Below are 24,021 nucleotides of genomic sequence, written 5' to 3' on the forward strand. Positions count from 1 at the left end.
GAGTTTCGGGTACGTGTTCCGTGCCGAGCAGGCGTGACAGCTTCCGATGCCATCCGTGGAGAAGCGGGGATCGAGCGCGTCGCACCGGCGTTGTCTGTGGTCCGTGCGTAAATGTGAGCCATGGGGACGTTCTACAAAGTCGTCGGAGGCGCAATCGTTACGTTTGCGGTCGCCCTCATCTCGACGGCGCTCATGAAGGTGTTTGGTCAGCCGCTGATCGATCAGTTACCCACGGGGGATTGGGGCATGGATCGTTTGCGAGAGGCCGGCAAGTGGCTCGTCAGCCCCAACTCCGTATTCTGGCTCGCCGCGGCGGGCACCGCCGTGTTCATCTGTTGGTTCGCGCGCCGGGCGTCTGTGACACGCGCGACCACGGTCAACGTCTGTCTCTGGCTCGCAGCGGGGATCGTCACCGGCGTGATGGTCACTCTCACGCGGCAAGTGTCGCTCGAGAGCGTCTGGGCCGATCCCGCACTGTGGCTACTCGTCGTCTCTTACGTCATGCCTATCGTTGCGGCAGTCCTGTGGTGGACAGTTCCGCTCTTGGTTGAAAGGCTTCGCTCCCGACCTCACCTGCGCGAGTCGGTTCTTCCACGGCCAATTGTCGCGCCCACGAACGAGGGCGACACGACCGCCTAGTCTCGCGCCGACACGGTCCGCGTGATCGTGGCGCCCATCCTGACCTCCGCAGCCAGGCGGGGCACGGCCACAGCGGTCAGGCTAGGTGTTGCGTCGCATATCCGCGGCGAAGTACGAGCCCGGACCGAATCCGCCGTCGGAGTCCTCGGGGCCAGGTGCCTCTTCGGCGTCGGGAAGGTAGTCCTCGAGCTCGAGCACCATGTCGGTGCGGGACTTCAGTCCGGTGACGTCGATGCCGAGATCCGTGAGGTGGTCGACGAACCTCTTCTTCCGGCTCGATTTCAGTCCTCGCCACGCGGTTGCCCACGTGGCTTCGTGATCGGCGAGCAGCCCTTGGCTCGCCAGGCACGATCCTCGACACGAAGAGGGACTGCAGGAGCGCATGGTTCTCCGGGTTGGCTGGTACGAAGTTCTCGGCGGTCTTCGCCTTGTGACAGTCGCTGCAGAGCAGTTGAAAGTTGGTGCTGTCTCCAGAGTTACTGCGCACCACGCGCAACAGAACAGTGCCTCCACGTCCTCCGGCAACGGCTCAAGGCAGTCCGCGCAGTGATCGTCGAGGAAATTGCGGTCTTCCGGCGTTGTGATCGCGAAGAGTGGGTTGCGCTTGGCGACACGGTACCGGTTGCCTCCGACGCCCGGCTCAGGGTTCATCCGAGCGTGCAGTGTGCGTGACGTGTCGTCCGCGCTCGATATTCTCTCGTCAGTATGTGCAGCAACGACGGAGGCCGGAGATTGCAGTGGCTGAACCGATCAAGGTAGACAAGGCACGAGAGGGTCTCGGCAACATCGGCAAGTTCGCGCGTAGCGCCTCCGCACAGGTGGTGACACAGGCCGGCGATCTCAAGGATGCCGCGGGCGGGAGCATCGAGAAGCTCACGGCCAAGAAGTCGGACCCGTATCAGGACGCGATCATCGAGTACAACGGTGCATTCACTGAAATGAACGACAAGGGCGTCTCGCTCCTACGTCAGCGGGAGCGTTCGACCGACGTCGTCGGGCTCGTCGAGCAGCTCGTGAACAGCATCGCCAACACGCCCAAGTCGTTCGAGGCCGCCTTCGAGGACATCGAGATCCACAAGGCACAGTTCCTGGGTGCGGAGGAGTTTGCCCGCAAGGACCTCGAAGCCGCGCGACGGTCGGCTGCTGGCGCCGGAGCCGGCTTCGCTGCGGGCGTCGCCGTCGCGAGCATGGCGCCGACCGCGGCGATGTGGGTTGCCACTACCTTTGGAGTCGCGTCGACTGGCACGGCAATCTCTACCCTCTCTGGGGCGGCCGCAACCAGTGCCGCTCTGGCGTGGCTGGGCGGCGGGGCAGTCGCGATGGGCGGCGGAGGCACGGCGGCTGGCGCCGCACTGCTTGCCCTCGCAGGCCCGATCGGGTGGTCCGTCGCCGGTGCGACATTGCTCGTGTCCATCGCACTGTTCACCAAGAAGAAGTTCGAAAACCGCGAGGAGAAGCAACGAGCGCTCAGCGCGTTGAAGCAGAACACCGCACTGGTCAAGAACATGGATGCCCGGATCGGCGACCTCCTCGAACGCACCATGTCTCTCCGCGAGCTGCTCCTCAAGAGCTACGGTGGGGCACTTGCATACTTCGGTGCGGACTTTGCGACGTTGCCCCCTTCTCAGCAGACGCAGTTGGCTGCGATGGTGAACAACGCCAAGTCGGGCGCCGCCCTCCTGAGCGAGCGCATCGTGCAGGCCGGCGAAGATGAGTGATTATTATCCCGGGTTCGCGAAGAGCAACCAGGAGCAGGCCGTCGCTGCCTGGATCAACCACCTCAATCAAATTCGTATCGACGGCCTTCTGAGTTCACTTCACCGGCAGAACCTGAATCTGCAGGACGCGCTTGCATCCATCGACGAGGCGATCAAGAAGATTGACCTCGAGGTGGTCCTGACCAACCGTGGTGGCGTGAAGGGGATGCACGGCTTCATCGCGGAGGTCGCGGAGGTCGGTGTCGGCAACGCGCGCAGCCAGGTCCTGGGGAAGGACGCCGTTTACCAGTGGGTGAACGACAACGGGCCCGTGGACTTGATGCGCGAGGGCATCCAAATCCAACAGAAGTTCGTTCAGGCGGGTGGGCGCTTCGGTCTCGGCGCCATCGCTGAGCACCTGGAGAAGTACCCCGACTTTGTGAAGAACGGCGGCCGGTATCAGATCCCCAGCGATCACTTCGAGGTCATCCAGCGGCTGCACAGTCTCCCGCGGGCGGAGGCAACCTCCCTGCTCACGCGTGGCGGTGACGGCCCGTCGTTGAAGGACTGGGAGCGCGTCCAGTCGTTCTTCGCGGAGGGCTCTATCGGCATCGAGTCGCTGGAACCCTCGAACCTGGAGTACAGCGCGGTCCAGAACGGTGTCTACGCCTCGACGCTCGATGCGGAGAAGGACTCACTCCGCTCCACTGACCAGTCTCAGCGTGACGCCTCGTACCAGCAGAGCCGGCCGAAGCTGAAGGAGGGCACGAAAGCCACCCTCGCAGCCGCAGCGATCGAGGGGGGAACCGCCTTCGTGCTGGCCGTGGGGGAGAAGCGCCGTCAAGGCACGAAGCTGAAGGACTTCACAGGCCGCGACTGGGCCGACATCGCCGGCCACACCGGCTTCGGGGCCGTCAAGGGTGGCAGCCGAGGTGCCAGCATCTATGTGCTCACGAACTTCAGCGCCACGTCCGCCGCCGTAGCCAGCACTATCGTCACCGCAGCCTTCGGCATCGCGGAACAAGCGAACAAGCTCCGCCGCGGCGAGATCGACGAGTTTGAGTTCATCGAGAATGCCGAACTCGTCGCCCTGGAAGCGGCCGTCAGTGCTTTGTCCTCCTTCATCGGACAGGCCCTCATACCCGTTCCCATCCTGGGAGCCGTCATCGGCAACAGCGTTGGCACTGTTATGTACTGGACAGCCTCCTCCTCTCTCTCCAAGCGGGAGATGGAACTCGTCGCGCGCTACCTCGAGGAACAGCACATCCTCGACGAGCAACTCGCCAGCGACCACCAAGCGCTCATCGACAAGCTCGACGCGAGCATGACCGATTATCTCGAGGTGCTGGACCGGGCCTTTTCGCCGGACGTGAAGATCGCCTTCATCGGTTCGGTTGATCTCGCACTGGCACTCGGAGTGGCGGAAGAAGAGGTCCTCGACTCCGAAGACAAAATCCTCACCTACTTCCTCGAGTAGGGCGGTGGCTGGTCGCATTGTGCTTCGCGCACTTCAGAGTCACCGCTACGGCAGCAGGCGCGTTGGGCCGCGGAAGATGTACGTCGTCGCACGTGAACTTGTCGCTGACCTTCCAGCAACGCGCACGTCGCCCACCGACGGTTCTGCCCGCATCGACACGAGAGCAAGTGCCGATCCCGGCGTCAAGCCACTGAAACCCTAGCCGTGCGAATGGCGGTCCTCTCTAACGCGCGCTCGGCCCATCGGCGCGCTCCAGCACCCTGCGGCACTGCGTGGTTCGTATGACCGGCCCGCATAAATGCACCAGCAGGGCGCGCGATCCGAAACGCCCTCCAGTCCGGGAGCAAGAAACGACCGAGACAGAGGAGACGACGGAGACACAGAACGGAGCAATGCAATTAATAGAGCAATGCACGCAGGCACCATGGGTGGGCGACGCCCAATAGAAGCACCTCGCTACAGTAAGCTTCAAACGAAAAAAATCCCTGGATACCAGGGAAAAACGGTCGTACCCTGACGGCATGCGCGGCGGTCTCGAGCGGTGGAAGAGGGGCGTCGAATCTCACGGCGTCCGACGGGCGATCTCGTACGCACTCGAGGGCACATGCGACGCTCATTTGCATTACTCGACCGGCGCCGAGGCGCTCGAGGCGTACAGCGCGGCATCCGATTCGACCGTCGCCCGGTTCATCGTCGAGAACGGCGTCATCACCTCCGACGAGCTCACCGCCGGCGGTCTTCGAGTTTGGCTTACGGGGCACGATCCCATCACGGGGGAGGAACGTGGTCACCAGCGACTCAGCCCCGACGCAGACTTGCTGCTCGATGGGACGATCAATCACCCGAAGTCGTACAGCATCGCTGCGCTGCTGCATCCTGAACTCGCTGCCGAGTTCGAAGCGCTCCAAGATCGGCTGCGTGAGCGCATCCTGCTCACCTGGCAGAGCGAGCTCAACGCGCGGCGCGGGCACGGCGGGCTCATCCGCGAAGAGATCACCCGCATCGAGGTTGTCGAGCTGCAGCATCGCCGCTCGCGCGCTCTCGACCCGCACGTCCACCGCCACCTCTGGCTGAACATCAAGGTGCTCGGCGCGGACGGCAAGTGGTCGAACCTCGACTCCCGCGTTGCGATGAAGCTGCACACCGTCGTCAACGCTGAGGGTGAGCTCGCCGCTCGAACCGATCCCGCCTGGATCGCCGCGCTCGCCCGCCACGGGTACAAGCTCGACGGCGCGGGGGAGATCGCCGAACTCGCCGGCGCCGTCCGCCCACTCTCGCGCCGGTCCGCGCAGATCGGGGCCAACCGCCTGCGCCTGATCGCGGAGTGGTCGGCGGAGCACAGGGGATCCGCGCCGAGCGTCGAGGTACTGCAACAGATCGACCGGCGCGCCTGGGCGGTGTCGCGTCCGAACAAACCGGCCGATCTCGACGAGATCTCGTGGGAGGCGAGAGTCCGCGACGAGATCGCGGCGATCAACCCGAGCCTGGTCGCCGAGCGAGCACCCAATGCCATCGACGCGACAGACCTCGACGCTCTCGATCTCGACCTGCTCGCGGCCAGGGCACTCGTCGACGCGGACGAGCGGTCCACGTCATCCGGAGGACGGTTCAGCCGCTTCGACATCCGCGCCGGTGCAACGCGCGCTCTCTCGCGATCGGGAATCGTTGCGCCGCGCGATCAGCTGGACGACGTCATTGCGGAGATCAGCGCGCGCGCTGCAAAGTCCGTCGTCCGCCTGGTCGCACCTGGCGCTCCTCCGCACGTGAAGGCGTTGATGGCGACCGAGACGGTAAGGGCGAAGATGCGCCTCGCCGGTCAACTCGACGCGGCCGCGACGCCCGGGCGTTCTCTCCTGCCGGCTGAACTCCGCCACTTCGCATCGGAGGAGGACATCTCGACTCTGGATGCCTCGCAGAACGTTGCGGCATGCGCCATTGGCGGAACAGATGGGCTGGTAACGGTGACAGGGCCGGCCGGCACGGGAAAGACCACCATGCTGCGCGCAGCGTTCCACGCGCTCACGGCCCAGCGGCGACGGATGCTGGTGGTCGCCCCGACCCGCAAGGCGGCGTCGGTGGCCGCCCAAGAGATCGGGACCTCGGCATCCAGCATCCATGCCCTGCTCGCCGATTACGGATACCGGTGGAGCACCGACGAAGCCGGCGCGAAAGTGTGGACACGACTCGCGCGTGGGGATGCCGACCCCATGATGGGCGGCAGGTATCGCGGTCCTGCGCATTGGGTGCTGTATGCCGGCGACCGGATCGTTGTCGATGAAGCCGGCATGGTCGACCTGCAGACCGCGAACGTCCTCACCGAACTCGCGCTCGAGCTGCAGGTCGGACTCGCGTTCGTCGGCGACGCGCATCAAGCGTTGCCGGTCGGGCATGCCGGGGCGATGGCATCCGCGATCCGCCACGCCAACTCATCCATCGAACTCGACACTGTTCACCGGTTCCGCGACCCCGAGTATGCGGCGCTCACGCTGCGGCTGCGCGACGCGGGAGATCGTGAGCATTCGCTGGCCGTTGCCGGCGAGCTGGCTGAACGGGGGCACCTCGAGCGAGTCGACCACCATGACGCGGCGCGTGAGCGGATGATTGACACCTACTTCGACTGGCACGCTCGAGGCAAGCGCGTCACGCTCGTGTCGGGTACGAACGCTGAGGCGGATGCCATCAACGACGCCATCCAGCAGCGTCGAGTTGATCAGGGTGAGCTCGATCCCAGCATCATGGCGTGGGGGATGGGGGAGCAGCGCATCCTCGTCGGCGACACCGTGCAGACCCGCCGCAACGACCGGCTCACCGGCGTCGAGAACCGGGCGCAGTGGGTCGTGCGCGGCATCCACGACGAGTTCGTATCTCTGGTCTCCGTCGCCGACAGTGGCGAGCTGCGGCACGTTCCCCACGAGTATGCGCGCGGGCACCTGCAGCTCGCCTACGCGTCGACCGTTCACGGGGTGCAGGGCGACACGGCCGACGCGTCCGTTGTCGGGCCGGATGTGGATGCGGCGGGACTCTACGTGGGACTCACGCGTGGGCGGGCCCACAACGTCGCCATCGTCGTGGCGCGGACGGATGCAGCGGCGCGCGAGCGGATCGCCGAGTCGATGCAGCGCGGGACGCCTGAGGTGACGATGCAGGATGCGGTGCGGGCGGCTGAGGCGGAGATGCGTCGTGCGGCGCGGAACCGGGAGGCGGAGATGGCGACGGGGCCTGTCGTCGGGTCGCCGAGCACGGGGCGTGGGCTGGGTATGTAGGGGCGTCTGAGCTGTCGGTCGTTGACCTTAGGGATCTGGCAACACTGCTCGAGCGTGAGGGCTTCTCGGGTGACGGGGAAATACGATCGGGGCGTGTCGGATGCCTCGATCGCCGTCGTGATCTCAAGCGCGCTGTCACTTTTGAGCGCGCTCGTATGGCCCTTGCTGATCATCTTTCTCATTCTTCGATTCCGAAGACCATTGGCACGAATGATTGAACCGATCGCGCGCGTAGCGCAAGAGCGGATCGCGGCAGGCGGTGGCGGCGAGGCAAGCGTCTCGATCGCGGGCTTCTCCTTCAGCGGGCGGATCGACGCGGCGTCCAAATTGGTGTCTGCAGCAACCACGCAACCAGGAGTTGCGGGCGGACCGGTGACGACTGATCAGGCTCGCCATGTGCTGAACGAGGCAATTCCCGACGACGCGGCGGCCGCCAGGATCGCAGGGTCGAGCGTTCTATGGGTGGACGACAACCCGAGCAACAACACGTATGTGGTCGACGCGCTTCACAAGCTTGGCGTCGCGGTCACGCTGGTCACCTCCACAGCTCAGACACTCGAGCTGCTCCAGATCAACACATTCGGCGCGATCATCTCGGATATGGGTCGCCAGGAGCCGGACGGCTATCACCACCGCGCCGGTTATGAACTCCTGGCTGCGTTGCGGGAGAACGACAGCAAGACGCCGTTCTTCATCTATGCAGGCTCGAGCCTCCCAGAGCACGACCGGGAGGCGCGGCAACGCGGCGCGCAGGGATCGACCAACCGCCCGGCAAAGCTCATCGGTCTCGTCACGTCGGCGCTTGTCGGCCGTAGCTCCGGATGAATGTCATACCTGGTAGTTTCGATACCTCGACGTGACGTGCAGCTGCGACAGCGCGAGCGCGGTCCTCTGCGAACGTGGCATCCATCAGCAAGCGGCCGATAGCCTGCAAATTGTTCTGAGGAGGCAAAACGTGCCGCGACGGATCTTGGTCCAACGAAGTGGGCAGACGTTCGATCTGGTTGAGGTGCCGGCGCCCAACGAGCACCATCTTCAGGAAATCATGAAGTTGCAGCCTCAGCTCATCCCGGCGGACGATCTCGGGTTTGATGGCGAGTTGTTGGTCGTCGGACGGGAAACTCCTCTGGCCTCCGGCTACATCGACTTGCTCTGTCTTTCCTCCTCCGGCGATGTGGTCTTGATCGAATTCAAGACCGGGCCACAGAATCCAGACTTCCGACATGCCCTGGCCCAGCTGATCGACTACGGCTCCGATCTTTGGCGGTTGACGGTCGAGGAGTTCGATCGCGGGGTGGTACAGCGCTATCTCTCGAGCGACCGAGTGGATGCGAGGTCTCGCGGCGCACATACGCTTGCCGACGCGGTCGCGCATAGCAGCTGGAACCTCAATGAGGAGGACCTCGCCGGATTCATCGCTCGTCTGGGCGAAGTTCTCGAAACCGGGGATATCCACTATGTCGTCGCGGCACAACGGTTCACGCCATCGATGCAGACCAGCCTCGATTACCTGAACGCGACGATGCGATACGGAAAGTTCTTTCTCGTCGAAATCGTGCAGATGCAGGGGGAGGAGCTGGTCGCCCACGCCGCCCAAGTGGTTTCGGCACCGCCTCGACGATCGTCAGGCGGTTCTTCTACCCCGGCCGGTCAAGCCGACGAAGCCGCATTCCTGACCGGTATCGCAGACGGCGTATACCGTGACGCGATGCGCGACGTAATTGCAGGCTGTACCGCTCTTGGTGTCGAGGTGAAATGGCGATCGCAGGGCGCGTCCTTCCGAATCACCACCCCGGATCGGAGACAGCCACTATCCATCGGCTGGGTACTGCCAGACGACAAGCAATGGCAGGGAGCCCGCTTCGCGACCTTCGGCGTTGACCCCTGGTCACTCTCCCAGACCCCCTCGGTCAAAGAAGCCGTGAACCGATACACCCAACGCCTTGCCGCAATCCCCGGCGCGAAGCGGGTTGCTTCCAAGCTTGTGGCCTACACATTCGGAACAGACGCGTTGCCACGCGCGGATGCGGAGATCGTGGCGGCCATCGGATCCCTCGTCCACGATGTCAGTGAAGACAGCGTGGACGTTGCCTGAACGGGCCACATCGCCTCGGCTTCGGTCCCCTTCATACAGTCGCGAACGCGACGGCGCCGCAGGCAGAGGAGCCATTCCGGTCGCTCGCAGTTGGATCACTGGAATGCATGGCGGCGGATCCGCATTCGTTCGCTGAGCTCATACGGATTGCCAAGTGCAGCGGGAGCCTGACCGCTTTTCCGGACACCCGAGTTGAGGCGATGATCGTCTCGGAAGGGAGTCTGAGAGATGCCTGCTGCCCCACCCCCCGGAGTCCCGGCGTCGATCCCGCATCTGGTCGCGCAGGGTAACCTGGTCGCGCAGACCGCCCGCGATCGCGGGATCAGCGAGCTGATCCCGAATACGTGCAGCAGTGGGGCGAGGGGAATCATCGTTGCGGCCGAGCTGACTAATGGGGATGGTCCCGGTTCTCGATGCCGTGCTTGATCGTGCGGCAGTCGACGCCGACGAGCTCGGCGGCACCCTTCATCGTTAGAGCCAGGCAGTCATGTGAACGGTCGTCACCATTCTGGCTCATCGCAAACGAGCGTGCAGTGGGGGCCCGATTCGAACTACATCCCATTGGCGGCGGCTTGACCAGACCATAGACCTCGTGGAGGCGTCGTACGTCTGCAAGTTCCGGGTGGGAGGACGAAATCCGTGACAATGTCCGCACCCCGCGAGCGGCGACTAGCGGGGTGCGCCACCGATACCATCAGCTCGTGTATGAACCTGCGGGCTTCACCGGCCTGAGCGAGACTATCTGCCTCTCCCACATCACCGACCCCGTTCTCTTGGAACTGGTGATGAGCGAGGCAGACAGTCGCGTCTGCTCCTACTGCGACCATCGCAGTGCCGACGGCAGGATAACGGCGGTCTCCATGGACGTTGTCGGGCGGCACGTCTACGACGCCGCCGTGTGGCTCTATCACGACCACGGCGGCCTGACACCGGACGAGTGGGACGAATGGAACGGGGGCTTTGAAACTGACTACGTCGTCGATGACTGCACGTCCGGCGCCTTCGATGCTTCCGTCATAGACGAAGTAAACGCACACATCACTGATGCCATCGCCGCGCCGAAGTACTGGATGGAGTCGGGCTTGCGTGACGAGTTCCTGTTCTCCTGGGACGGGTTCGCGGAGACTGTGAAGTACCAGTCGCGGTTCGTGTACATCGGCGCTCGTGAGCGGGAGGGGCGGCGGAACGAACCACCAGCTCGAGTCTCGCGATTCCTGGATGGCCTTGCCGCGTACGTGCAGGACGACATGCTGACGACCATCGCGCAGGGGCAGAAGCTTTATCGCGCTCGGATGGCTGAGGACGGGTTCACGTTCCGCCACGAGTCGTGCGACGACCCGGCGAAGCATCTTGGTCCGGCTCCTGCGGGCAAGGCGTCTGCGGGGCGCCTGAACCCTGAAGGGGTCGGGTTGTTTTACGGCGCCACGACACGCGAGGTTGCGGTGAAGGAGACCGCTCTTCATAGCCTGTACGACGATGCCGTGGTCGGTGGATTCGTCGCGCAGCGGGCACTCACCATTCTGGACTTCACGAAGTCACCGGCGTTGCCGAGCATCTTCGCTGCCGACAAACGCCGCCAGTTCCTTTTCGCACGATTCGCAGATGACTTCGAGGAGCGTCTGACGCAGTCGGTGAGACTCACGGGCGAGGAGCGCGTGGAGTACGTCGTCACCCAGATCATCGGGGAGTATTTCCGCTGGGCGCCGGAGGAAAAGTTGGACGGCGTCGCGTGGAAGAGTCATCTCCTTCGAGGGGGCGAAGAGGGAAAGAACGTTCTCGTGTGGGCGAGCGCTAATGACGTCCGCTCTGACCCTCCGCCCGCGGGTGACTCGGCGGACTCCGAGCTATGGCGTCGTTCGTTCGGCCCGCCGACTCCGATACTGACGCTGTCCAATCGGGACGTGACGGTGCATCGAGCGAAGCGATACGTCACCGTGAGTGACGCCATTCTGCCGGGCGATGACGACCCGGACCCGATGATGATGGAAGTGCCCTCGCGTGAGTGAGGGATCTTTGAGCTACGACGCCATCAAAGACAGAAGGGTATAAGCGCGCACCTTCTTGACGCCGTCCCAAACGTCCAGTCGTACGCTGACGGTGTAGCCGGGCACGTTGAGCTCGCGCGTTCAGAGGTCGACACCGAAGGCGCGCAACAGCGGGACGCGGGGGATCATCCGCCGCGGGCCGAGTTGTACCGTGGGGATGGTCCCGCTCTCGATGCCGAGCTTGATCGTGCGGTAGTCGACGCCGACGAGCTTCGCGGCATCCTTCATCGTCAGCGCGAGTGAGTCCGTTGTCCTGTTCACGTCCTTCTCCTTCCTGGTGAGCAATGTGTGACATCGCTTGCGCACACCGTACTCCCTATCTGAGCAAAGCGCGACATGAATTGCTCACGACATGCCAATCGTGGGACACTCGCCGTTGTGAGTGAACTCCTGGTCGAAGCGGTCGACCCCGAACGGATCCATGTCGGCGACGGCGTGCACATTCCCTCGAGCTGGGATGCCGTCGCGACGGGCGAACCGGACAACCTGGGGCCTATCCGCGTCCGCGTCGTCTACGACCAGCAGCTGCGACGGTCGGTCGCCGAATCCGTCCGAGTGGACCGATCGGGGGAGGGCGAGGAAGTCACGACCGCGTCGCTACGAGATGTGAGCGTGCTGCAGATCGTCCAGCGGTCTGCGTTGCGAGTAGTCACGCTGCAGTGGGCTGAGGGAGAGCCCATGTCCCTGAGCGAGTACCTCGCCGACGTGCGTGCACATGCATCCGATCGCGAATTCGGCGAGACCCTCGTCGAGGCGGTGAGGCTGTATCGGATCGCCACCACGGTGAACATCGCGCCGCTCAAGCTCGTCTCGGACCAGCTCGGCGTCAGTGTCAGCACGGCGACGCGGATGATGGCGCGGGCTCGCGGAGCGGGGCTCGCGGAGGACCTCATCACCCGCGAGACGTACAACCGGATGCGGGCCGACCAGGACCAGCAGAGTCGCCCGCACCAGATCCCGGGCTCCCCGTCGGGCCCGTCGATCGGGCTATGACGTCATTGCGACGCATCGAGCCGGCCTTGGTGCACTTCGCCACACACGAGCCGCTGGCTGAGCAGAACGCTCAAGAACGGACCACTCTATGCACGACACAGATGTGAGCTGTCCCGCTGATCAGTAGTCGACTCGAGATTCCCGATCGATGTCGAGTTCGGTCTCGTCGGCGCACCACGCGAGCAGGACTGCATCCAGCTGGCGTCGGAGCCATTCCGCTGACAAATCGGTTCCGGCGAGCAGGTCGAGTTGTCTGATTCGTTCGTCAGCGGTTCCTGACAAGTCGTCGGGTGGGGTCATGTTCGGAGTCGTCATGTGAAGTCCTTTCCTGTTGATGAGGCACGCCATGAATGTTGGGCAGGGGTGCCCAACGTCGTTGGTCTGAAGAGATCAAGTGGCGGACGCCCGGCCCTCGAGCTCCTTGATCCGGTCCCGGAGCGGGGCGACTCGCGCTTCTACTTCGGCGAGCGTGAAGCGTTGTGGAATGTGCTGAGGGCAGTTCCAGTCGAAGGCGATGACGTTCACCACAATGGCAGCCTCGACGATCGCGTGGTAGTCGGCCATCGCGAGCGACGACACGAGTTCCGGGTCGTCGTCAATCCGGATGACGCGAGCCATCCCGTAGAGCTTGAGTCGTTGTCGCCTCGGGTAGTCCACGGCGATCATCGCGATGCGTTGGTCGCCCACGAGATTGCCTGTCGAGACGTGTTGCAGGTTGCCCCTGAAGTCTGCCCAGGCGATCGTGTGCTCATCCGTGACGTGGAGAAAGCCGGGCGGCCCGCCGCGGAACTGCACATAGGGCCATCCGGTCTGGCTGACGGTGGAGAGGTAGAAGCCGTCGCGCTGAGTGAGGAATGACGCCTCCCTCGGACCTAGTGGGTCAGACTCGTCCGTGCCGTCTGCGCGGCGCCGCATCCTGTCGTAGAAGCCGGAACTGCCGTAGTCGGCCTGCACATCACGCACATCCTCGGTAAACGCGATGCACCCGTACTGTCTGCTCACCATGTGCCTCCTCTTGCGTTCTTGCTAGCGCCCCACGGACGAATTTCCCGGATCTCTATCGCACGTCCGACGCATCCAGGGGAATGCGCGCGACGATCCGGGTGCCGCGGTGCGGGGGACTCGCGATGTCGAGCGTTCCGTAGCTTGCTTCGATGCGGTCTCTGAGCCCGGTCAGGCCTGTGCCGCGCGACGGTTCGGCGCCGCCTACGCCGTCGTCTTCGATCGTGAGGATCAGCTCGTCAGCATCGCCGGACAGCACGCACGACACGCGGACGTGTGTGGCTTCCGCGTGCTTGACAGCGTTGGTGATCGCTTCGGCGACCGTGAAGTACGCGGTCGTCTCGATGACGGAATCCAGTCGCGGAACGAGGAGCGTGAGATCGATGGGGATCGGGGTGTCGGCAGCGAGCGACTCGATGCCGGCGGCGAGACCGTTGCGGCTGAGGACGGCGGGCAGGATTCCGCGGACGATGTCGCGGAGTTGGCGATTCGCTTCCTCGGCGTGCGAGAGCGCATCGGCAAGCAGATCGGTGACGTCACCGCCGGCGCCAGCGGAATCCCTCGCCAGCTTGAGGAGGAGGATGGTGTGCACTAGGCGCTGCTGCGCGCCATCGTGAACGTCGCGCTGCAGTCGCCGGCGAGCTTCGTCGGCCGCGGCGATCACGCGCGCACGGGACTGTGTGAGGCTCGCCCGGTGGTCGGCGTTGGCGATGGCGGCGGCCATGAGGTCGGCGAAGGGCTTGAGGCGATCCCTGCCGTCGATGCGGCTGGGAGCGTCCGACTCGATGGAGAGAGTGCCCCACTTTTCGCCGTTGACGACGATGAGTGCTGCGGCATAGTGAGCGCGGGCAGTCGGCTGCGGCCTGACCTCGGCCATCAGGCGGGTATCGGACGCTTCGCGATCTTGATTGCGAACGACCTGGACCGATGAGGCGTTGAGAACACGAAATGCTTCTTGCGCGACGGCGTGGAAGACCGTAGGCAGCGGCGACTCGCGCGCCACGAGCTCGGCGACATGGCGCAGGGCTGCCTGTTCGTCGGCGAGGCGGCGCAAGATCTCGCGGGCTTCGGCATTCGCGATCGCCGCCCATGTCAGCTGGGCAAAGCCCTCCAAGCGCTGTTCGGTGTCGGGCGGCAGGGGTTCGCTCGGGGACGTCGACACGAACGCCCCCCAGAGCCGGTCGTCGATGAACACCGGGACTCCGACGCCGGCGCGAATACCGTACTTGCGTACGATCTCAGCGCTCGGCAGCGCGTCGAAGTCATCAACGCGCACAGAACTCTTTGTCCGTGCCACCTGGTCGGATAGCGACCCGAGGGGGTGGATGATCCGGATGCCGGGCGGGACGGGGCCGCCGTGCGTGGCGACCGCCAGGATCGTGTCGGCGCTTTCGAATTGAAGGAGGGTGACCTCTTGTCCGCTCAACTGGTCGGATGCCGCCCTGCAGATCACCGTGAGGATGTCGTCCATCGGTGTCGCGCTCGGAACCCCACGTGCGGCGAGTTCAGCGATGCGCCGCAGCGACGCCTGTTCGTCGATGAGCTCGCTCAGGTGTTGCCGGTTGCTGATCGCCAGCAAGATACGCCCGGCCACTTCGCCCAGATCAATCAGGTATTGGCTGGTCTGGCGGGGGAGTGCGGGCAACGTCGTCTCGATGGAGAGCACTCCCACGTGCTCGTGATGCGCCACGATCGGGAACTCGAGATGGTTCGTCAGAGGGATCGACGAGTTCGTGACTGACCCGACCGGGTTGGTCGCCGACACCACCACACCGCCGACGATGCTCAGGGAGGCGCGCGTCACCCCGCTCAGTTTCGCTGCGTACTCCACGAGGCGCGTGGCGAGGGAGGTGAGGGACGCGTCGGCGGCATCCTGCTGGATCGAGCGCATCGTTTGATCGTGCTCTGCCACCGCACGAAGCTGGCTGCGGGCTTCGATGCTGTCGAACGAGGCGGTCACCAGCTGCGCGAACCCCGCCAGGAGGGCCTCGGTCTGGACGGGCAGTGGCCCGGCGGGGGAGTTGACGTAGAACATCCCCCACGTCCGGCCCTCGACGACGATCGGCACGCCCACCCCGGCAGCGATCCCGAACCGCACCGCCAGGTCGGCATCCGGCTCTCCCCGGTAGTCATCGACTCGGGACGGCACGCCGGCCCGAAGGACCCGGTCGGGAAGCGTGTCTGCTTCGAACGCGATGCGTGTGCCGGCTTCCGCCGGCCCCGCCTGTGAGGCCAGGACGAGCAATTCTCCCTGGCCGATGAACTGGGTCAGTGTCACAGGCAAGCCTTCTACCTGCCGCGATGCCTCGCGAACGATCAAGGCGATGACGTCGGCGTCCGCACCGGCACGAGCGATCACATCTGCGACATCGCGAAGCGCCCGATCCTTCTCGATCAGGCGGCGGATCTCTTCACGTTCCAGATCGGTGCCGAACCATGTTCCTTCCGGCTCGGTGAGGCCGCTGCCTGGAGGAATGCGATCGGTGACGTCCGACATCGGTCGACAGCTCAGGCTCGTTGAGCCGTCAGGTATCGGAGCACAGCGCGGACGCGCCGGTGGTCGGCGCCCTCGGCAGTGATGGACAGCTTGCGGAACACCGCGGTGACATGCTTCTCCACCGCCGCGTTGCTGATGAGCAGCGCTCGTGCGATTCCTTGGTTGGACAATCCCTCCGCCATTGCGGCGAGGACCGCCCGTTCTCGAGGTGTGAGCGGCGCGAGTTCTTCTGGAACAGGGTGCGGTCGGAGCATGCGTGCGACGATCTCCGGGTCCAGGGCGCTCCCGCCCCGGGCAACCCGTATCACCGCTTCGACGAACTCGTGGATGTCGCCGACGCGCTCTTTCAAGAGGTAGCCGACGCCCTCAGGGCGGTCTCCGATCAGCTCGACGGCGAACTCCGGTTCGCAGTGCTGGGTGAGGACGACGACGCCCATCGTCGGTATGCGTTCACGCAGCTCGATCGCCGCTCGCAGCCCATCGTCGTCTCGGCGCGGCGGCATCCTGATGTCGACGACCGCGACGTCTGGTCCATGAGCAAGTGTTTCGGCGAGGAACTCGACCGCGTTGCCCGATTCTGCGACGACATTCAGTCCACCGTCGGTGAGGACACGCACGACACCTTGCCGGAAGAGAAGGTCGTCCTCCCCGACAGACACCCGCAGCGGCTGACCCTGGATGTCGACACTCATCACCTAGCCTTCCTCGAGGAACGAGTGAAGAAGCGCGCGGGACAGGTCGATTTTGGGGATGAACGCCGTGGCGCCGGCCGCGGTCGCCTCTGCCGTTGTCGTCGCGTCGCTGTCGGAGGAGACGAGAATAACCCGGATCTGCCCCGGCGTCACTGCCAGGATTCTGCTCAGTTCGAGGCCGGTTCCGTCGGGCAGGCCGATGTCGACGAGCGCGACGTCGGGTCGCGATTCTGATACTCGCTGCAACGCTTCGGTCACGCTGCCTGCCTCGGTTTCGGGCTGGTAACCCCAGGTAGAGAGCATTCTCCTCGCCAAGTCGCGAAAGCGCTCGTCGTCATCGACGATCAGGACTGTCACGGCCATGGTCCCATCGTGCGACCAACGTGATCAACTGACCGTCGGGTTTGCCGGAAATCTTCTCGGGTTTGCCGTGCTGCGGGGGCGCCGGCCTGCGGGGCACGCTGACTGCGTCACCCCATTTCGAGCCTGAGGAGCACACTGTGAGCACCATCACGGTCGGCGAAGAGAACTCCGCGCCGATCGACCTGGACCCGTCGTGACGATCCGGACCTGAAACGACGCCGACGCCATGTTCGACACGTTCACCAGCCGCTCGATCGACGTCGCGCGCGGGCAGATCTTCACGCTGATCGGGGGCGACGGCCCGCCGATCCTGCTGCTGCACGGCTACCCGCAGACGCACCTGATGTGGCACGAGGTCGTCGATCATCTCACCGGCAGCCACACGGTCGTCGTGGTCGATCTGCCCGGCTACGGTGAATCCTTCCGGCCCGGGACCGTCGACGATCACAGCACGTACTCCAAGCGAGCCATTGGGGACGACCTGGTCGAGCTGATGCGCGTGCTCGGCATTCCCACCTTCGCGGTCGCCGGGCACGACCGCGGCGGCCGGATCGCCTACCGGATGGCGCTGGATCACCCTGAGGTGATCTCCGCCGCTGGAGCCTTCGACGTCGTGCCAACCGGAGAAGTCTGGTCGCGTGCCGATGCACGGATGGCGCTGACCTACTGGCATTGGGCGTTCCTGGCACAGCCGGCGCCTCTGCCGGAGGATCTCATCAACGCGAACCCGTCCACGTTCTTCGATCACCACGTCCGCGCGCTCGGACTCGGGCGCACCGCTGGCCGCTACCCCGAAGAGCTCATGACGCAATACCGCGCTCTCCTCGATGACCCGAGCGTCGTTCACGGCATCTGCGAGGACTACCGCGCCGGCGCCGGAATCGACCGCGAACACGACGACCATGACAGAGCGCACGACCGTCAGATCCACTGCCCGCTGCTCGTTCTGTGGAGCGCGCCGGGTGCGCTGCCCAAGTTCTATGGCGACGTGCTGGACGTCTGGCGACCCTGGGCAGTAGATCTGCACGGCCGCGGCCTGGATGCCGGACACTTCCTCGTCGAGGACCAGCCCGAGCAGGTCGCGCACGACCTCCTGCAACTCCTCCTTCCGAGGCGTACGCCATGACGACGTCGGTCGCGGAGGGCTATGCCGTACTGGGCGCCGCCGATCCGGTCCTGGACCGACTGATCCAGAGGGTCGGGACCCCCGACCCGTTCGCGTTCCCCGACGGCGGACGCACGACAGGCAACAACTTCGCCGGCATGGTCCTGCACATCGTGGCGCAGCAGATCTCCATCAAGGTGGCGCTCGTCCTGTACGACCGACTCACCGTCACCCTGGGCGGTCCGCCGACACCGGTCGGTGTTCTCGGTCTCGATCTGGATCAACTGAGGGCACTGGGGATGTCGCACTCCAAGGCCGGGTATCTGCACTCCTTGGCGCACGCCGTCGTGGCCGGAGTTCTTGCCATCGACGCCCTCGAAGAAGTGAGCGATGACGAGGCCATCACTGCGCTCAGCCGCGTGAAAGGCATCGGGCCGTGGAGTGCGGAGATGTTCCTCATCCACCAACTGCGGCGACCGGACATCCTGCCGGCCGGAGATCTCGGCATCCGCACCGCGGTGCAACATGCATACGCACTGGTGGAGCTGCCGTTCATCGCCGACGTTCGCGAGCGGGGCGCCGTCTGGTCTCCCTACCGAACCCTCGCGTCCGCCCTCCTCTGGCGATCGCTCTGAGTGAGGCCGACGCAGCTGCGGTCAACTACTTCCTCGGTCATCCGTCACGCTCAGATCTGACCGCGCGCCGACATCACGGTTCCAGCGTCGCGATGGGCTTGCCCCCTCTCGACGATGTAGGTCGACAGCATCCTCCCGGTGCCAGGGCCGAGATCTGTCGCGTTGTGCGGGACTCCTGGCGGGATGAGGAAGCCGTCGCCGGCGTTCAGGATCTGGGTGGTGGCGTCTTCACGTTCCATGCGGACCCTCCCGGCGAGGGTGAATCGTTCACGGTGTTGTCCTTCGACTGACAGCTCGATCGTTTGTGTGTCAGCTCTTGAGGAACGCGAGCAGATCGGCGTTGAGCTGGTCTCCGTGGGTGTCGCTGAGCCCGTGCGGAGCGCCGGGGTAGTAGATCTCCTTCGCCCCACGGATGAGGGCGGCCGACTTGTGCGCGGAGTCTTTGACGGGGACGATCTGGTCGTCCTCCCCGTGCAACACCAGCGTGGGCACATCGAACGCCTTGAGGTCTTCGGTGAAGTCGGTCTCAGAGAACGCTTTGATGCTGGCGTAGGCGTTGCGCAAGCCGGCCTGCATGCTCCAGAGCCAGAACTGCAGAAGCACACCCTCGGAGACCGTCGAACCTTCACGATTGGCTCCATAGAACGGTCGCGCGAGGTCCTTGTAGAACTGGGAGCGGTCTTTGAGGAGGTTCGCGCGCAACTCGTCGAATGCGCTGATCGGCAGCCCTTCGGGGTTGGCGTCGGACTGCACCATGATCGGCGGAACCGCGGAGACGAGGACGGCCTTCGCTACCTTGCCCGTGCCGTGGCGTCCGATGTAGCGGGCCACTTCGCCGCCACCGGTGGAATGCCCGACCAGGGTCGCGTCGGTGACGCCGAGCGCGTCGATGACGGCAGCAAGATCGTCGGCGTACCCGTCCATGTCGTTGCGGTCGCTGGGTTGGCTGGATCGCCCGTGTCCGCGACGATCGTGCGCGATGACTCGATAGCCGTGCTGCGCAAGGAAGTGCAGCTGTCCGTCCCATGCGTCGGCACTGAGCGGCCACCCGTGCGAGAACGTGACGACAGGGCCATCACCCCAGTCCTTGTAGTAGATCTGCGCGCCGTCGTCGGTCGTGATGTAGCTCATGGTTGTTTCCTCTTCTCGGGCAGTGAGATGGTGACGCGGATCGCTGGCGCCTGTCGCGTCGGCGGCTTCGCGGATGAGGTCGAACACCCATGCGTCGGTGCGCCGCGGAGTGTGAGCCACTCCAAGCGGGTCCCGCGGTTGACTTCCTGCTGACCTCAGTGGGGTTGACTAAGAGTCTTCGCCGCTGAGGCCGGAAGCGCGCGCCGGTCAGCCGGAGAAGATTTCCGGAGAACCCTACGATCAGCGGTTCCGCGAGCCGAACCGCGAGGAGGGCCGCTGAGGGCCGCCGCGAGCGGCGTCCGGTAAGGCGGTGGCGTCTACACGGAGCGGTAGCCGCGCCACGTCGGCGGTATCATGATGACACCACGAGGAGAGGAGCCGTCATGGCCCGCACCGTGCGCCTTTCGCCAGAGGCGGAAACGAAGCTCACCGAGCTCGCCTCCCTCATGGGGCAGAGCAAGAACAGCGTCATCGAGATGGCCGTGCTCGAGCTGGACGCTCGCACGATCCGCCGCGAGCGGGTGCGCCGCGCATTCGATCGGGTCCGCGACCGTGACGCTGAGCTGCTCGACCGGCTCTCGCGGTGACGGAGTACATCGAGCCGGAAGACGTCGACGAACTCGTCGAGGATGAGGGATTCCACTACCGGGATCGCAATGGCCTGCTGTCCGCGCTGGCGTCCCCGATGCCCGTGTTCGGCGAGGAGGTCTACCCAGGGATTCATCAGAAGGCGGCCGTGCTGATCGGCGCGATCAACCACAATCATCCGCTCTTGGATGGCAACAAGCGGTTGAGCTGGTTCGTCACGGTCGCCTTCTACGACGTCAACGGTTACGACCTGCGCGCCGACGCGGAGGACGGCGACCGCTACATCCGGCTTATCGCCGGCGCGGAGCCGCTGCCTCTACACGACGTGGAGCTGTGGCTCGACAAGCACACCTTTCCCCTGGCCTGACCCGCACTTCGTGACGCTCCAGCGGTCGACGATCAGTCCGGTTCGCAGTCAGGGTAGACGACGCCATCCCATTCGGACTCGAAGGGAGCCCGGTTGACGTCGTAGACGGTCCCGTCGTCCCGGACGCAGACAGCAATGGCGCCCATCACATCGCCCGACTGCCGCGGATCGTAGCTGCCGATCAGCCATAGCTGCTGAAGCTCGTTGCGATGAACGTCGTCAGCGTCCGCCACGAGCCCGGTGCCGAACAGGTGGGCGTTTGCGCTGCTCAGCGCCGCACTCTTGTCGATTGTCGGTCCCTCCGTTCTGTGTGAGCCGAGACTCTATCGGGATCCACCGGGGCTACGACGTCGACGTGCGGCGTGCGGTGAACTCCCGCGTCATCGAGGCTTGGATGCGCCGGTCGAGTTCATCCAACTCACCGAGAGCGTCCGTTGCTGCCCAGACCCGGTCGCGCTTGCGTCCCGTGATCTCGGTGATGATGCCGGCATCCGTCAGTCGATCGATCGCGTTGTATGCGGCGGACGTGGGTGCTCCTGATGCTGTCACGATGTCCTCAGCGCTCATCACAGGGTCATCGAGCAGCGCCCCGATGACGCGTTCGGCGACGGGGCTCCGCCGACCCGGCAACTGTTTCCGCCACTCGGCGGGAAGGGCACGCAGCTCGTCCATCGAGACCCGGCTCTCGACGGAGGCCACTCGGGCCGAAAGGGCGATGATCTCGACGATCGGCGCGACATCACCGGCGCGGTAGGCAGTCAACGCGGCGAAGTAGTCATCACGAACTGCCAGCAGCCCGCTGGCAAGCGGGATCACGACATTCCGTGCAACTCCCCGACGCCGGAGCACGGCACTGATCAACGCTCTTCCGATTCGTCCGTTCCCGTCGGTGAACGGATGGATCGACTCGAACTGTGCGTGGGCGATCGCGGCTTGGACGATGACCGGGATGTCGTCACGCGATGTCCATGCCAGGAGGTCGGCGATGAGGTCCGGCACCAGATCAGGGGGAGGGGGGACGAATAGTGCGCCGCGGGGGCTATGGTCGCTGCCGCCGATCCAGTTCTGCATGTCGCGCAGCCGACCCGCGTAGCTTGCTTCTGCGGGATCGTTCACCATCAAGTCGTGATGGGCTGCGAGCAGGTCATCCAGCTGGATGCTGCCGATCTCGCCCGCGCGGCGAACAAGTCGCAGCAACGCCGCTGATGCCGCCACTATGCTCGTCGCGTTCGTATTGGCCCGGCTGCCGGCCAACGCACGTGCGAAATCCCCGACGCTTGCCGACACCCGCTCGATCTTCGACGAGGCAGCCGCCTCGGTGCGGAGCAGGAACCGTCCCAGGGCCAGCGAATGGCTTCTCGCGTCGGCGTCTGTCGATGCGATCTCCACCAACGCGCTCTCGGTGCTCGCGGCGAGGTCTGTTCTCGCCGGAGCCTCGCGCCCAGCGATGCGCGGCGGGACGGACACGTCGACGTGGCGCAGCATCCGATCTTCGCGGCTCCCGCCGCGCACCGATTGATGCCACTCCCGTCGCTCGGTTCCATGACGTGGCCAGGCGGGGGTGGCACTCGTGCCAGGAACGTCGGACCTCACTATTCCAGTTTAGGCGCCTAACACGGAATATAGCTGTCGCTACTCCAGCTTGCGCGCGCTCGTGACGTCAGCCGTGACGGGAGACGACCTCCACAGCCAACATGCGGACCTCACCCGCCTGCCAAGGCAGCATGCTCAAAACGCAGTGTTGCAGCCGCTCTTCCAGCCACTCGCCATCGCGTAGCCACTTGCGGAGGTTCGCGTCGTCGCCCCATCCCTCGTCCGGGTCGGCGTGCGTCTCCCAGGAGGACGATGATCCCTCGCACGCAGAGTCCGCGCCGCGCAGGCCGAAAGTCCTCCGCCGCGAGACGCACGAGGCATACGCTCATCGCGCCCCGGGCAATGGCGACGTTGGTTCCAGCCTGAAGGGACGTGCGCTATGGAGACAGACCTGTTCGTCCACTTCGCCGAGATCGCCGGTGTGTTCGTCGGGTTCGGTGCACTGATCAGTGTGCGCAGCGCTCCGGTGAGCGATGTGCACAGTGTTGTCTACCTGCAAGGCGTCCTCGGACTGGGAGTCTGGGTGGTTATCTCCGCCCTTATCCCTATCGCGGTCAACCAATATGGCGTCGGCGACCACTGGCTGTGGCTATCCTGCGCCGTGGTGGCCACCGCGATCTGGGCCATCTTCATGATCGTCTTCAGTCGCAGTTCGGATTCCCGACAGCTGAGCCGCAGCCGGCAACGGATCGATCGGATCTTCCCCTTCGTCGGACTGCCGCTGAACATCTGCATAGCGGGCAGCATGGTGCTCATCATCACCAATCTCTGGCCGGGCAACGACGTGGCGCTCTATGTCACGGGGCTCACCGCGGCAGTCATCTTCGCCGGTTATACCCTGCTAGCACTCGTCATGAGTCAACAGCGCAGTTCCAGTGGGGACAAGTGACAGCGACCGTGCTGCAGCGGCACGTCGTGGTCGACGGCGTCGACGCATCTATGGGAAGACGATCCTCGGCCTGCCGATGGGCGCGTGCGTGTACATCCGCGTAGCCATCCCCGACGGCCGGAACGGTCCTATCCGCGACACCTCGAAGCTGCACGCTGGCGGCAACTGGCGGTGACCCGGGCTGACCCCGACCAGGTGATCGATGCCTGGTCACGGCAACGTGTCGTCGAAGCCCCGTCGACCTGAGCGGAGGCGATCACGGTGGGGCCGACAACGGACTCTCAGTGGGCCGACCAGCTGCGTTGTGAACCGCGTGGCTCGACGTCGCTGAAGACGCGTGCCCAGATGATCTCGTGGTCAACGGGCGTGATCTCGCCAGCACGTAGGGCACGGTCGGCATTCGTGAGCATCGACGCCAGACGTCGCAGCCGTGCGCACTCTGCTCTCTCCTCCGCTGTGGCGCGAGCCCCGAAGTCGATCGCAACCAGACGACGCGTGTGACGTCGGGCTCGGGCGACATGGTGGTGCACCACGATCCATCCGGCCATGTAAAGTGCGGCACTGACGGCCGCGGCTACGGCGGGCGGGGCGACCAGGGTGAGCACCATCGCCACCACGGTGGCGCTCGGAAGGCCGACCGCGGGCCACTGGTCGCCTGTACGCAGCCAGCGTCGGGTCTCAGCGTCGGTTCCGGGCGGATGAACGATGAGCCTGTATCGAACGATCCCGTACGGCTCCCACCACACATTCACCGATCCCCATGCGCGCTCGTTCCCGCCTCGCGCTGTGATCCGGTCGACCACCCGTGCGGTGATCGTGCCGTCCGTCATGACGCTGTGCATGACCTCAGCGTCGCTCTCTGCCGCGGCGGAGGAGCCGTCCCTAACGCAAGGCATGCGGAGCGCGGCTGTTCGCTAACGCATTCCCATCGCACAGGTCTCCACGCCGGA

General features: G+C 64.9%; 26 protein-coding genes. 14 read left to right on the forward strand and 12 right to left on the reverse strand.

Annotation, left to right across the window (positions count from 1 at the left end; translation table 11 throughout):
- The first annotated feature begins 120 nt into the window (after positions 1–120).
- Positions 121–639: a hypothetical protein gene (locus AC0NZN_RS04010; RefSeq protein WP_474590971.1), complete on the forward strand. Its 519-nt coding sequence runs from the start codon at positions 121–123 to the stop codon at positions 637–639.
- An 81-nt stretch (positions 640–720) separates the two neighbouring features.
- On the opposite strand, the gene AC0NZN_RS04015 is transcribed toward AC0NZN_RS04010, so the two are convergent.
- Positions 721–1,023 (reverse strand): hypothetical protein, encoded by a 303-nt coding sequence (locus AC0NZN_RS04015; protein ID WP_474590972.1) that lies wholly within the window; start codon positions 1,021–1,023, stop codon positions 721–723.
- Positions 1,024–1,376: 353 nt separating this feature from the next.
- Here AC0NZN_RS04015 and AC0NZN_RS04020 point away from each other — a divergent pair, with 353 nt between their 5' ends.
- From AC0NZN_RS04020 to AC0NZN_RS04045, 6 genes are all read left to right on the forward strand, one after another.
- A complete protein-coding gene (locus AC0NZN_RS04020; protein WP_474590973.1) occupies positions 1,377–2,357 on the forward strand; it encodes a hypothetical protein in 981 nt (326 codons plus the stop codon).
- Complete coding sequence (locus AC0NZN_RS04025) at positions 2,350–3,813, forward strand: hypothetical protein (protein ID WP_474590974.1); 1,464 nt, start codon at positions 2,350–2,352, stop codon at positions 3,811–3,813. Before AC0NZN_RS04020 ends, AC0NZN_RS04025 begins: the two co-directional genes overlap by 8 nt.
- A 521-nt stretch (positions 3,814–4,334) precedes the next feature.
- On the forward strand, positions 4,335–7,076 hold the full coding sequence (locus AC0NZN_RS04030; protein ID WP_474590975.1) for an AAA family ATPase: 2,742 nt from the start codon (positions 4,335–4,337) through the stop codon (positions 7,074–7,076).
- 93 nt (positions 7,077–7,169) lie between these two features.
- Positions 7,170–7,901 carry a response regulator gene (locus tag AC0NZN_RS04035; protein ID WP_474590976.1) on the forward strand — a complete coding sequence of 244 codons (732 nt, stop codon included), beginning with the start codon at positions 7,170–7,172 and terminating at the stop codon, positions 7,899–7,901.
- A gap of 130 nt (positions 7,902–8,031) precedes the next feature.
- Positions 8,032–9,171: a hypothetical protein gene (locus tag AC0NZN_RS04040; protein ID WP_474590977.1), complete on the forward strand. Its 1,140-nt coding sequence runs from the start codon at positions 8,032–8,034 to the stop codon at positions 9,169–9,171.
- A 701-nt stretch (positions 9,172–9,872) separates the two neighbouring features.
- The gene (locus tag AC0NZN_RS04045) at positions 9,873–11,177 is read left to right on the forward strand and encodes an RES family NAD+ phosphorylase (RefSeq protein WP_474590978.1); all 1,305 of its coding nucleotides are present in this window, start codon (positions 9,873–9,875) and stop codon (positions 11,175–11,177) included.
- 120 nt (positions 11,178–11,297) lie between these two features.
- Here the strand turns inward: AC0NZN_RS04045 and AC0NZN_RS04050 are convergent, their stop codons facing one another.
- A complete protein-coding gene (locus AC0NZN_RS04050; RefSeq protein WP_474590979.1) occupies positions 11,298–11,477 on the reverse strand; it encodes a helix-turn-helix transcriptional regulator in 180 nt (59 codons plus the stop codon).
- A gap of 117 nt (positions 11,478–11,594) precedes the next feature.
- Between AC0NZN_RS04050 and AC0NZN_RS04055 the strand changes: the two genes are divergently transcribed.
- On the forward strand, positions 11,595–12,209 hold the full coding sequence (locus AC0NZN_RS04055; RefSeq protein WP_474590980.1) for a hypothetical protein: 615 nt from the start codon (positions 11,595–11,597) through the stop codon (positions 12,207–12,209).
- A gap of 120 nt (positions 12,210–12,329) precedes the next feature.
- On the opposite strand, the gene AC0NZN_RS04060 is transcribed toward AC0NZN_RS04055, so the two are convergent.
- From AC0NZN_RS04060 to AC0NZN_RS04080, 5 genes are all read right to left on the reverse strand, one after another.
- Complete coding sequence (locus AC0NZN_RS04060; RefSeq protein ID WP_474590981.1) at positions 12,330–12,524, reverse strand: hypothetical protein; 195 nt, start codon at positions 12,522–12,524, stop codon at positions 12,330–12,332.
- 75 nt (positions 12,525–12,599) lie between these two features.
- A complete protein-coding gene (locus tag AC0NZN_RS04065; RefSeq protein ID WP_474590982.1) occupies positions 12,600–13,211 on the reverse strand; it encodes a pyridoxamine 5'-phosphate oxidase family protein in 612 nt (203 codons plus the stop codon).
- A gap of 55 nt (positions 13,212–13,266) precedes the next feature.
- Positions 13,267–15,708, reverse strand: coding sequence for a GAF domain-containing protein (locus tag AC0NZN_RS04070; RefSeq protein WP_474590983.1), 2,442 nt, complete (start codon positions 15,706–15,708; stop codon positions 13,267–13,269).
- Between the two features lie 11 nt (positions 15,709–15,719).
- Positions 15,720–16,400: a response regulator transcription factor gene (locus tag AC0NZN_RS04075; protein WP_474590984.1), complete on the reverse strand. Its 681-nt coding sequence runs from the start codon at positions 16,398–16,400 to the stop codon at positions 15,720–15,722.
- Positions 16,401–16,403: 3 nt separating this feature from the next.
- Positions 16,404–16,763: a response regulator gene (locus AC0NZN_RS04080; RefSeq protein WP_474590985.1), complete on the reverse strand. Its 360-nt coding sequence runs from the start codon at positions 16,761–16,763 to the stop codon at positions 16,404–16,406.
- Positions 16,764–16,989: 226 nt separating this feature from the next.
- Here AC0NZN_RS04080 and AC0NZN_RS04085 point away from each other — a divergent pair, with 226 nt between their 5' ends.
- Together AC0NZN_RS04085 and AC0NZN_RS04090 are read left to right on the forward strand one after the other, a co-directional pair.
- On the forward strand, positions 16,990–17,889 hold the full coding sequence (locus tag AC0NZN_RS04085) for an alpha/beta fold hydrolase (RefSeq protein ID WP_474590986.1): 900 nt from the start codon (positions 16,990–16,992) through the stop codon (positions 17,887–17,889).
- The gene (locus tag AC0NZN_RS04090; RefSeq protein WP_474590987.1) at positions 17,886–18,503 is read left to right on the forward strand and encodes a DNA-3-methyladenine glycosylase family protein; all 618 of its coding nucleotides are present in this window, start codon (positions 17,886–17,888) and stop codon (positions 18,501–18,503) included. The genes AC0NZN_RS04085 and AC0NZN_RS04090 overlap by 4 nt, the downstream gene beginning before the upstream one ends.
- 50 nt (positions 18,504–18,553) lie before the next feature.
- On the opposite strand, the gene AC0NZN_RS04095 is transcribed toward AC0NZN_RS04090, so the two are convergent.
- Both AC0NZN_RS04095 and AC0NZN_RS04100 read right to left on the reverse strand, forming a co-directional pair.
- Positions 18,554–18,913, reverse strand: coding sequence for a cupin domain-containing protein (locus AC0NZN_RS04095; protein ID WP_474590988.1), 360 nt, complete (start codon positions 18,911–18,913; stop codon positions 18,554–18,556).
- On the reverse strand, positions 18,813–19,634 hold the full coding sequence (locus AC0NZN_RS04100) for an alpha/beta fold hydrolase (RefSeq protein ID WP_474590989.1): 822 nt from the start codon (positions 19,632–19,634) through the stop codon (positions 18,813–18,815). Before AC0NZN_RS04100 ends, AC0NZN_RS04095 begins: the two co-directional genes overlap by 101 nt.
- Before the next feature lie 383 nt (positions 19,635–20,017).
- Between AC0NZN_RS04100 and AC0NZN_RS04105 the strand changes: the two genes are divergently transcribed.
- The gene (locus AC0NZN_RS04105; RefSeq protein ID WP_474590990.1) at positions 20,018–20,221 is read left to right on the forward strand and encodes a hypothetical protein; all 204 of its coding nucleotides are present in this window, start codon (positions 20,018–20,020) and stop codon (positions 20,219–20,221) included.
- The gene (locus tag AC0NZN_RS04110) at positions 20,218–20,589 is read left to right on the forward strand and encodes a type II toxin-antitoxin system death-on-curing family toxin (RefSeq protein ID WP_474590991.1); all 372 of its coding nucleotides are present in this window, start codon (positions 20,218–20,220) and stop codon (positions 20,587–20,589) included. Before AC0NZN_RS04105 ends, AC0NZN_RS04110 begins: the two co-directional genes overlap by 4 nt.
- Positions 20,590–20,621: 32 nt before the next feature.
- Here AC0NZN_RS04110 and AC0NZN_RS04115 read toward each other — a convergent pair whose 3' ends face one another.
- Both AC0NZN_RS04115 and AC0NZN_RS04120 read right to left on the reverse strand, forming a co-directional pair.
- Positions 20,622–20,822, reverse strand: coding sequence for a hypothetical protein (locus AC0NZN_RS04115; protein ID WP_474590992.1), 201 nt, complete (start codon positions 20,820–20,822; stop codon positions 20,622–20,624).
- A 109-nt stretch (positions 20,823–20,931) separates the two neighbouring features.
- The gene (locus AC0NZN_RS04120; RefSeq protein WP_474590993.1) at positions 20,932–21,804 is read right to left on the reverse strand and encodes a Fic family protein; all 873 of its coding nucleotides are present in this window, start codon (positions 21,802–21,804) and stop codon (positions 20,932–20,934) included.
- A 1-nt stretch (position 21,805) separates the two neighbouring features.
- Here AC0NZN_RS04120 and AC0NZN_RS04125 point away from each other — a divergent pair, with 1 nt between their 5' ends.
- Both AC0NZN_RS04125 and AC0NZN_RS04130 read left to right on the forward strand, forming a co-directional pair.
- A complete protein-coding gene (locus tag AC0NZN_RS04125) occupies positions 21,806–22,108 on the forward strand; it encodes a hypothetical protein (protein ID WP_474590994.1) in 303 nt (100 codons plus the stop codon).
- A gap of 453 nt (positions 22,109–22,561) precedes the next feature.
- Positions 22,562–23,071, forward strand: coding sequence for a hypothetical protein (locus tag AC0NZN_RS04130; protein ID WP_474590995.1), 510 nt, complete (start codon positions 22,562–22,564; stop codon positions 23,069–23,071).
- 281 nt (positions 23,072–23,352) lie between these two features.
- Here the strand turns inward: AC0NZN_RS04130 and AC0NZN_RS04135 are convergent, their stop codons facing one another.
- Positions 23,353–23,913: a DUF6611 family protein gene (locus AC0NZN_RS04135; RefSeq protein WP_474590996.1), complete on the reverse strand. Its 561-nt coding sequence runs from the start codon at positions 23,911–23,913 to the stop codon at positions 23,353–23,355.
- Positions 23,914–24,021: the final 108 nt, after the last annotated feature.

The sequence above is a fragment of the Microbacterium sp. sgz311019 genome (genome assembly GCF_056135325.1).

What these genes read in the sequence shown, in the direction of transcription:
- AC0NZN_RS04010 (WP_474590971.1), top strand. Translation starts at nt 121, where the DNA reads ATGGGGACGTTCTACAAAGTCGTCGGAGGCGCAATCGTTACGTTTGCG.
- AC0NZN_RS04015 (WP_474590972.1), bottom strand. Translation starts at nt 1,023, where the DNA reads ATGCGCTCCTGCAGTCCCTCTTCGTGTCGAGGATCGTGCCTGGCGAGC.
- AC0NZN_RS04025 (WP_474590974.1), top strand. Translation starts at nt 2,350, where the DNA reads ATGAGTGATTATTATCCCGGGTTCGCGAAGAGCAACCAGGAGCAGGCC.
- AC0NZN_RS04030 (WP_474590975.1), top strand. Translation starts at nt 4,335, where the DNA reads ATGCGCGGCGGTCTCGAGCGGTGGAAGAGGGGCGTCGAATCTCACGGC.
- AC0NZN_RS04060 (WP_474590981.1), bottom strand. Translation starts at nt 12,524, where the DNA reads ATGACGACTCCGAACATGACCCCACCCGACGACTTGTCAGGAACCGCT.
- AC0NZN_RS04070 (WP_474590983.1), bottom strand. Translation starts at nt 15,708, where the DNA reads ATGTCGGACGTCACCGATCGCATTCCTCCAGGCAGCGGCCTCACCGAG.
- AC0NZN_RS04075 (WP_474590984.1), bottom strand. Translation starts at nt 16,400, where the DNA reads ATGAGTGTCGACATCCAGGGTCAGCCGCTGCGGGTGTCTGTCGGGGAG.
- AC0NZN_RS04080 (WP_474590985.1), bottom strand. Translation starts at nt 16,763, where the DNA reads ATGGCCGTGACAGTCCTGATCGTCGATGACGACGAGCGCTTTCGCGAC.
- AC0NZN_RS04085 (WP_474590986.1), top strand. Translation starts at nt 16,990, where the DNA reads ATGTTCGACACGTTCACCAGCCGCTCGATCGACGTCGCGCGCGGGCAG.
- AC0NZN_RS04090 (WP_474590987.1), top strand. Translation starts at nt 17,886, where the DNA reads ATGACGACGTCGGTCGCGGAGGGCTATGCCGTACTGGGCGCCGCCGAT.
- AC0NZN_RS04100 (WP_474590989.1), bottom strand. Translation starts at nt 19,634, where the DNA reads ATGAGCTACATCACGACCGACGACGGCGCGCAGATCTACTACAAGGAC.
- AC0NZN_RS04105 (WP_474590990.1), top strand. Translation starts at nt 20,018, where the DNA reads ATGGCCCGCACCGTGCGCCTTTCGCCAGAGGCGGAAACGAAGCTCACC.
- AC0NZN_RS04125 (WP_474590994.1), top strand. Translation starts at nt 21,806, where the DNA reads ATGCTCGTCGCGTTCGTATTGGCCCGGCTGCCGGCCAACGCACGTGCG.
- AC0NZN_RS04130 (WP_474590995.1), top strand. Translation starts at nt 22,562, where the DNA reads ATGGAGACAGACCTGTTCGTCCACTTCGCCGAGATCGCCGGTGTGTTC.
- AC0NZN_RS04135 (WP_474590996.1), bottom strand. Translation starts at nt 23,913, where the DNA reads ATGCACAGCGTCATGACGGACGGCACGATCACCGCACGGGTGGTCGAC.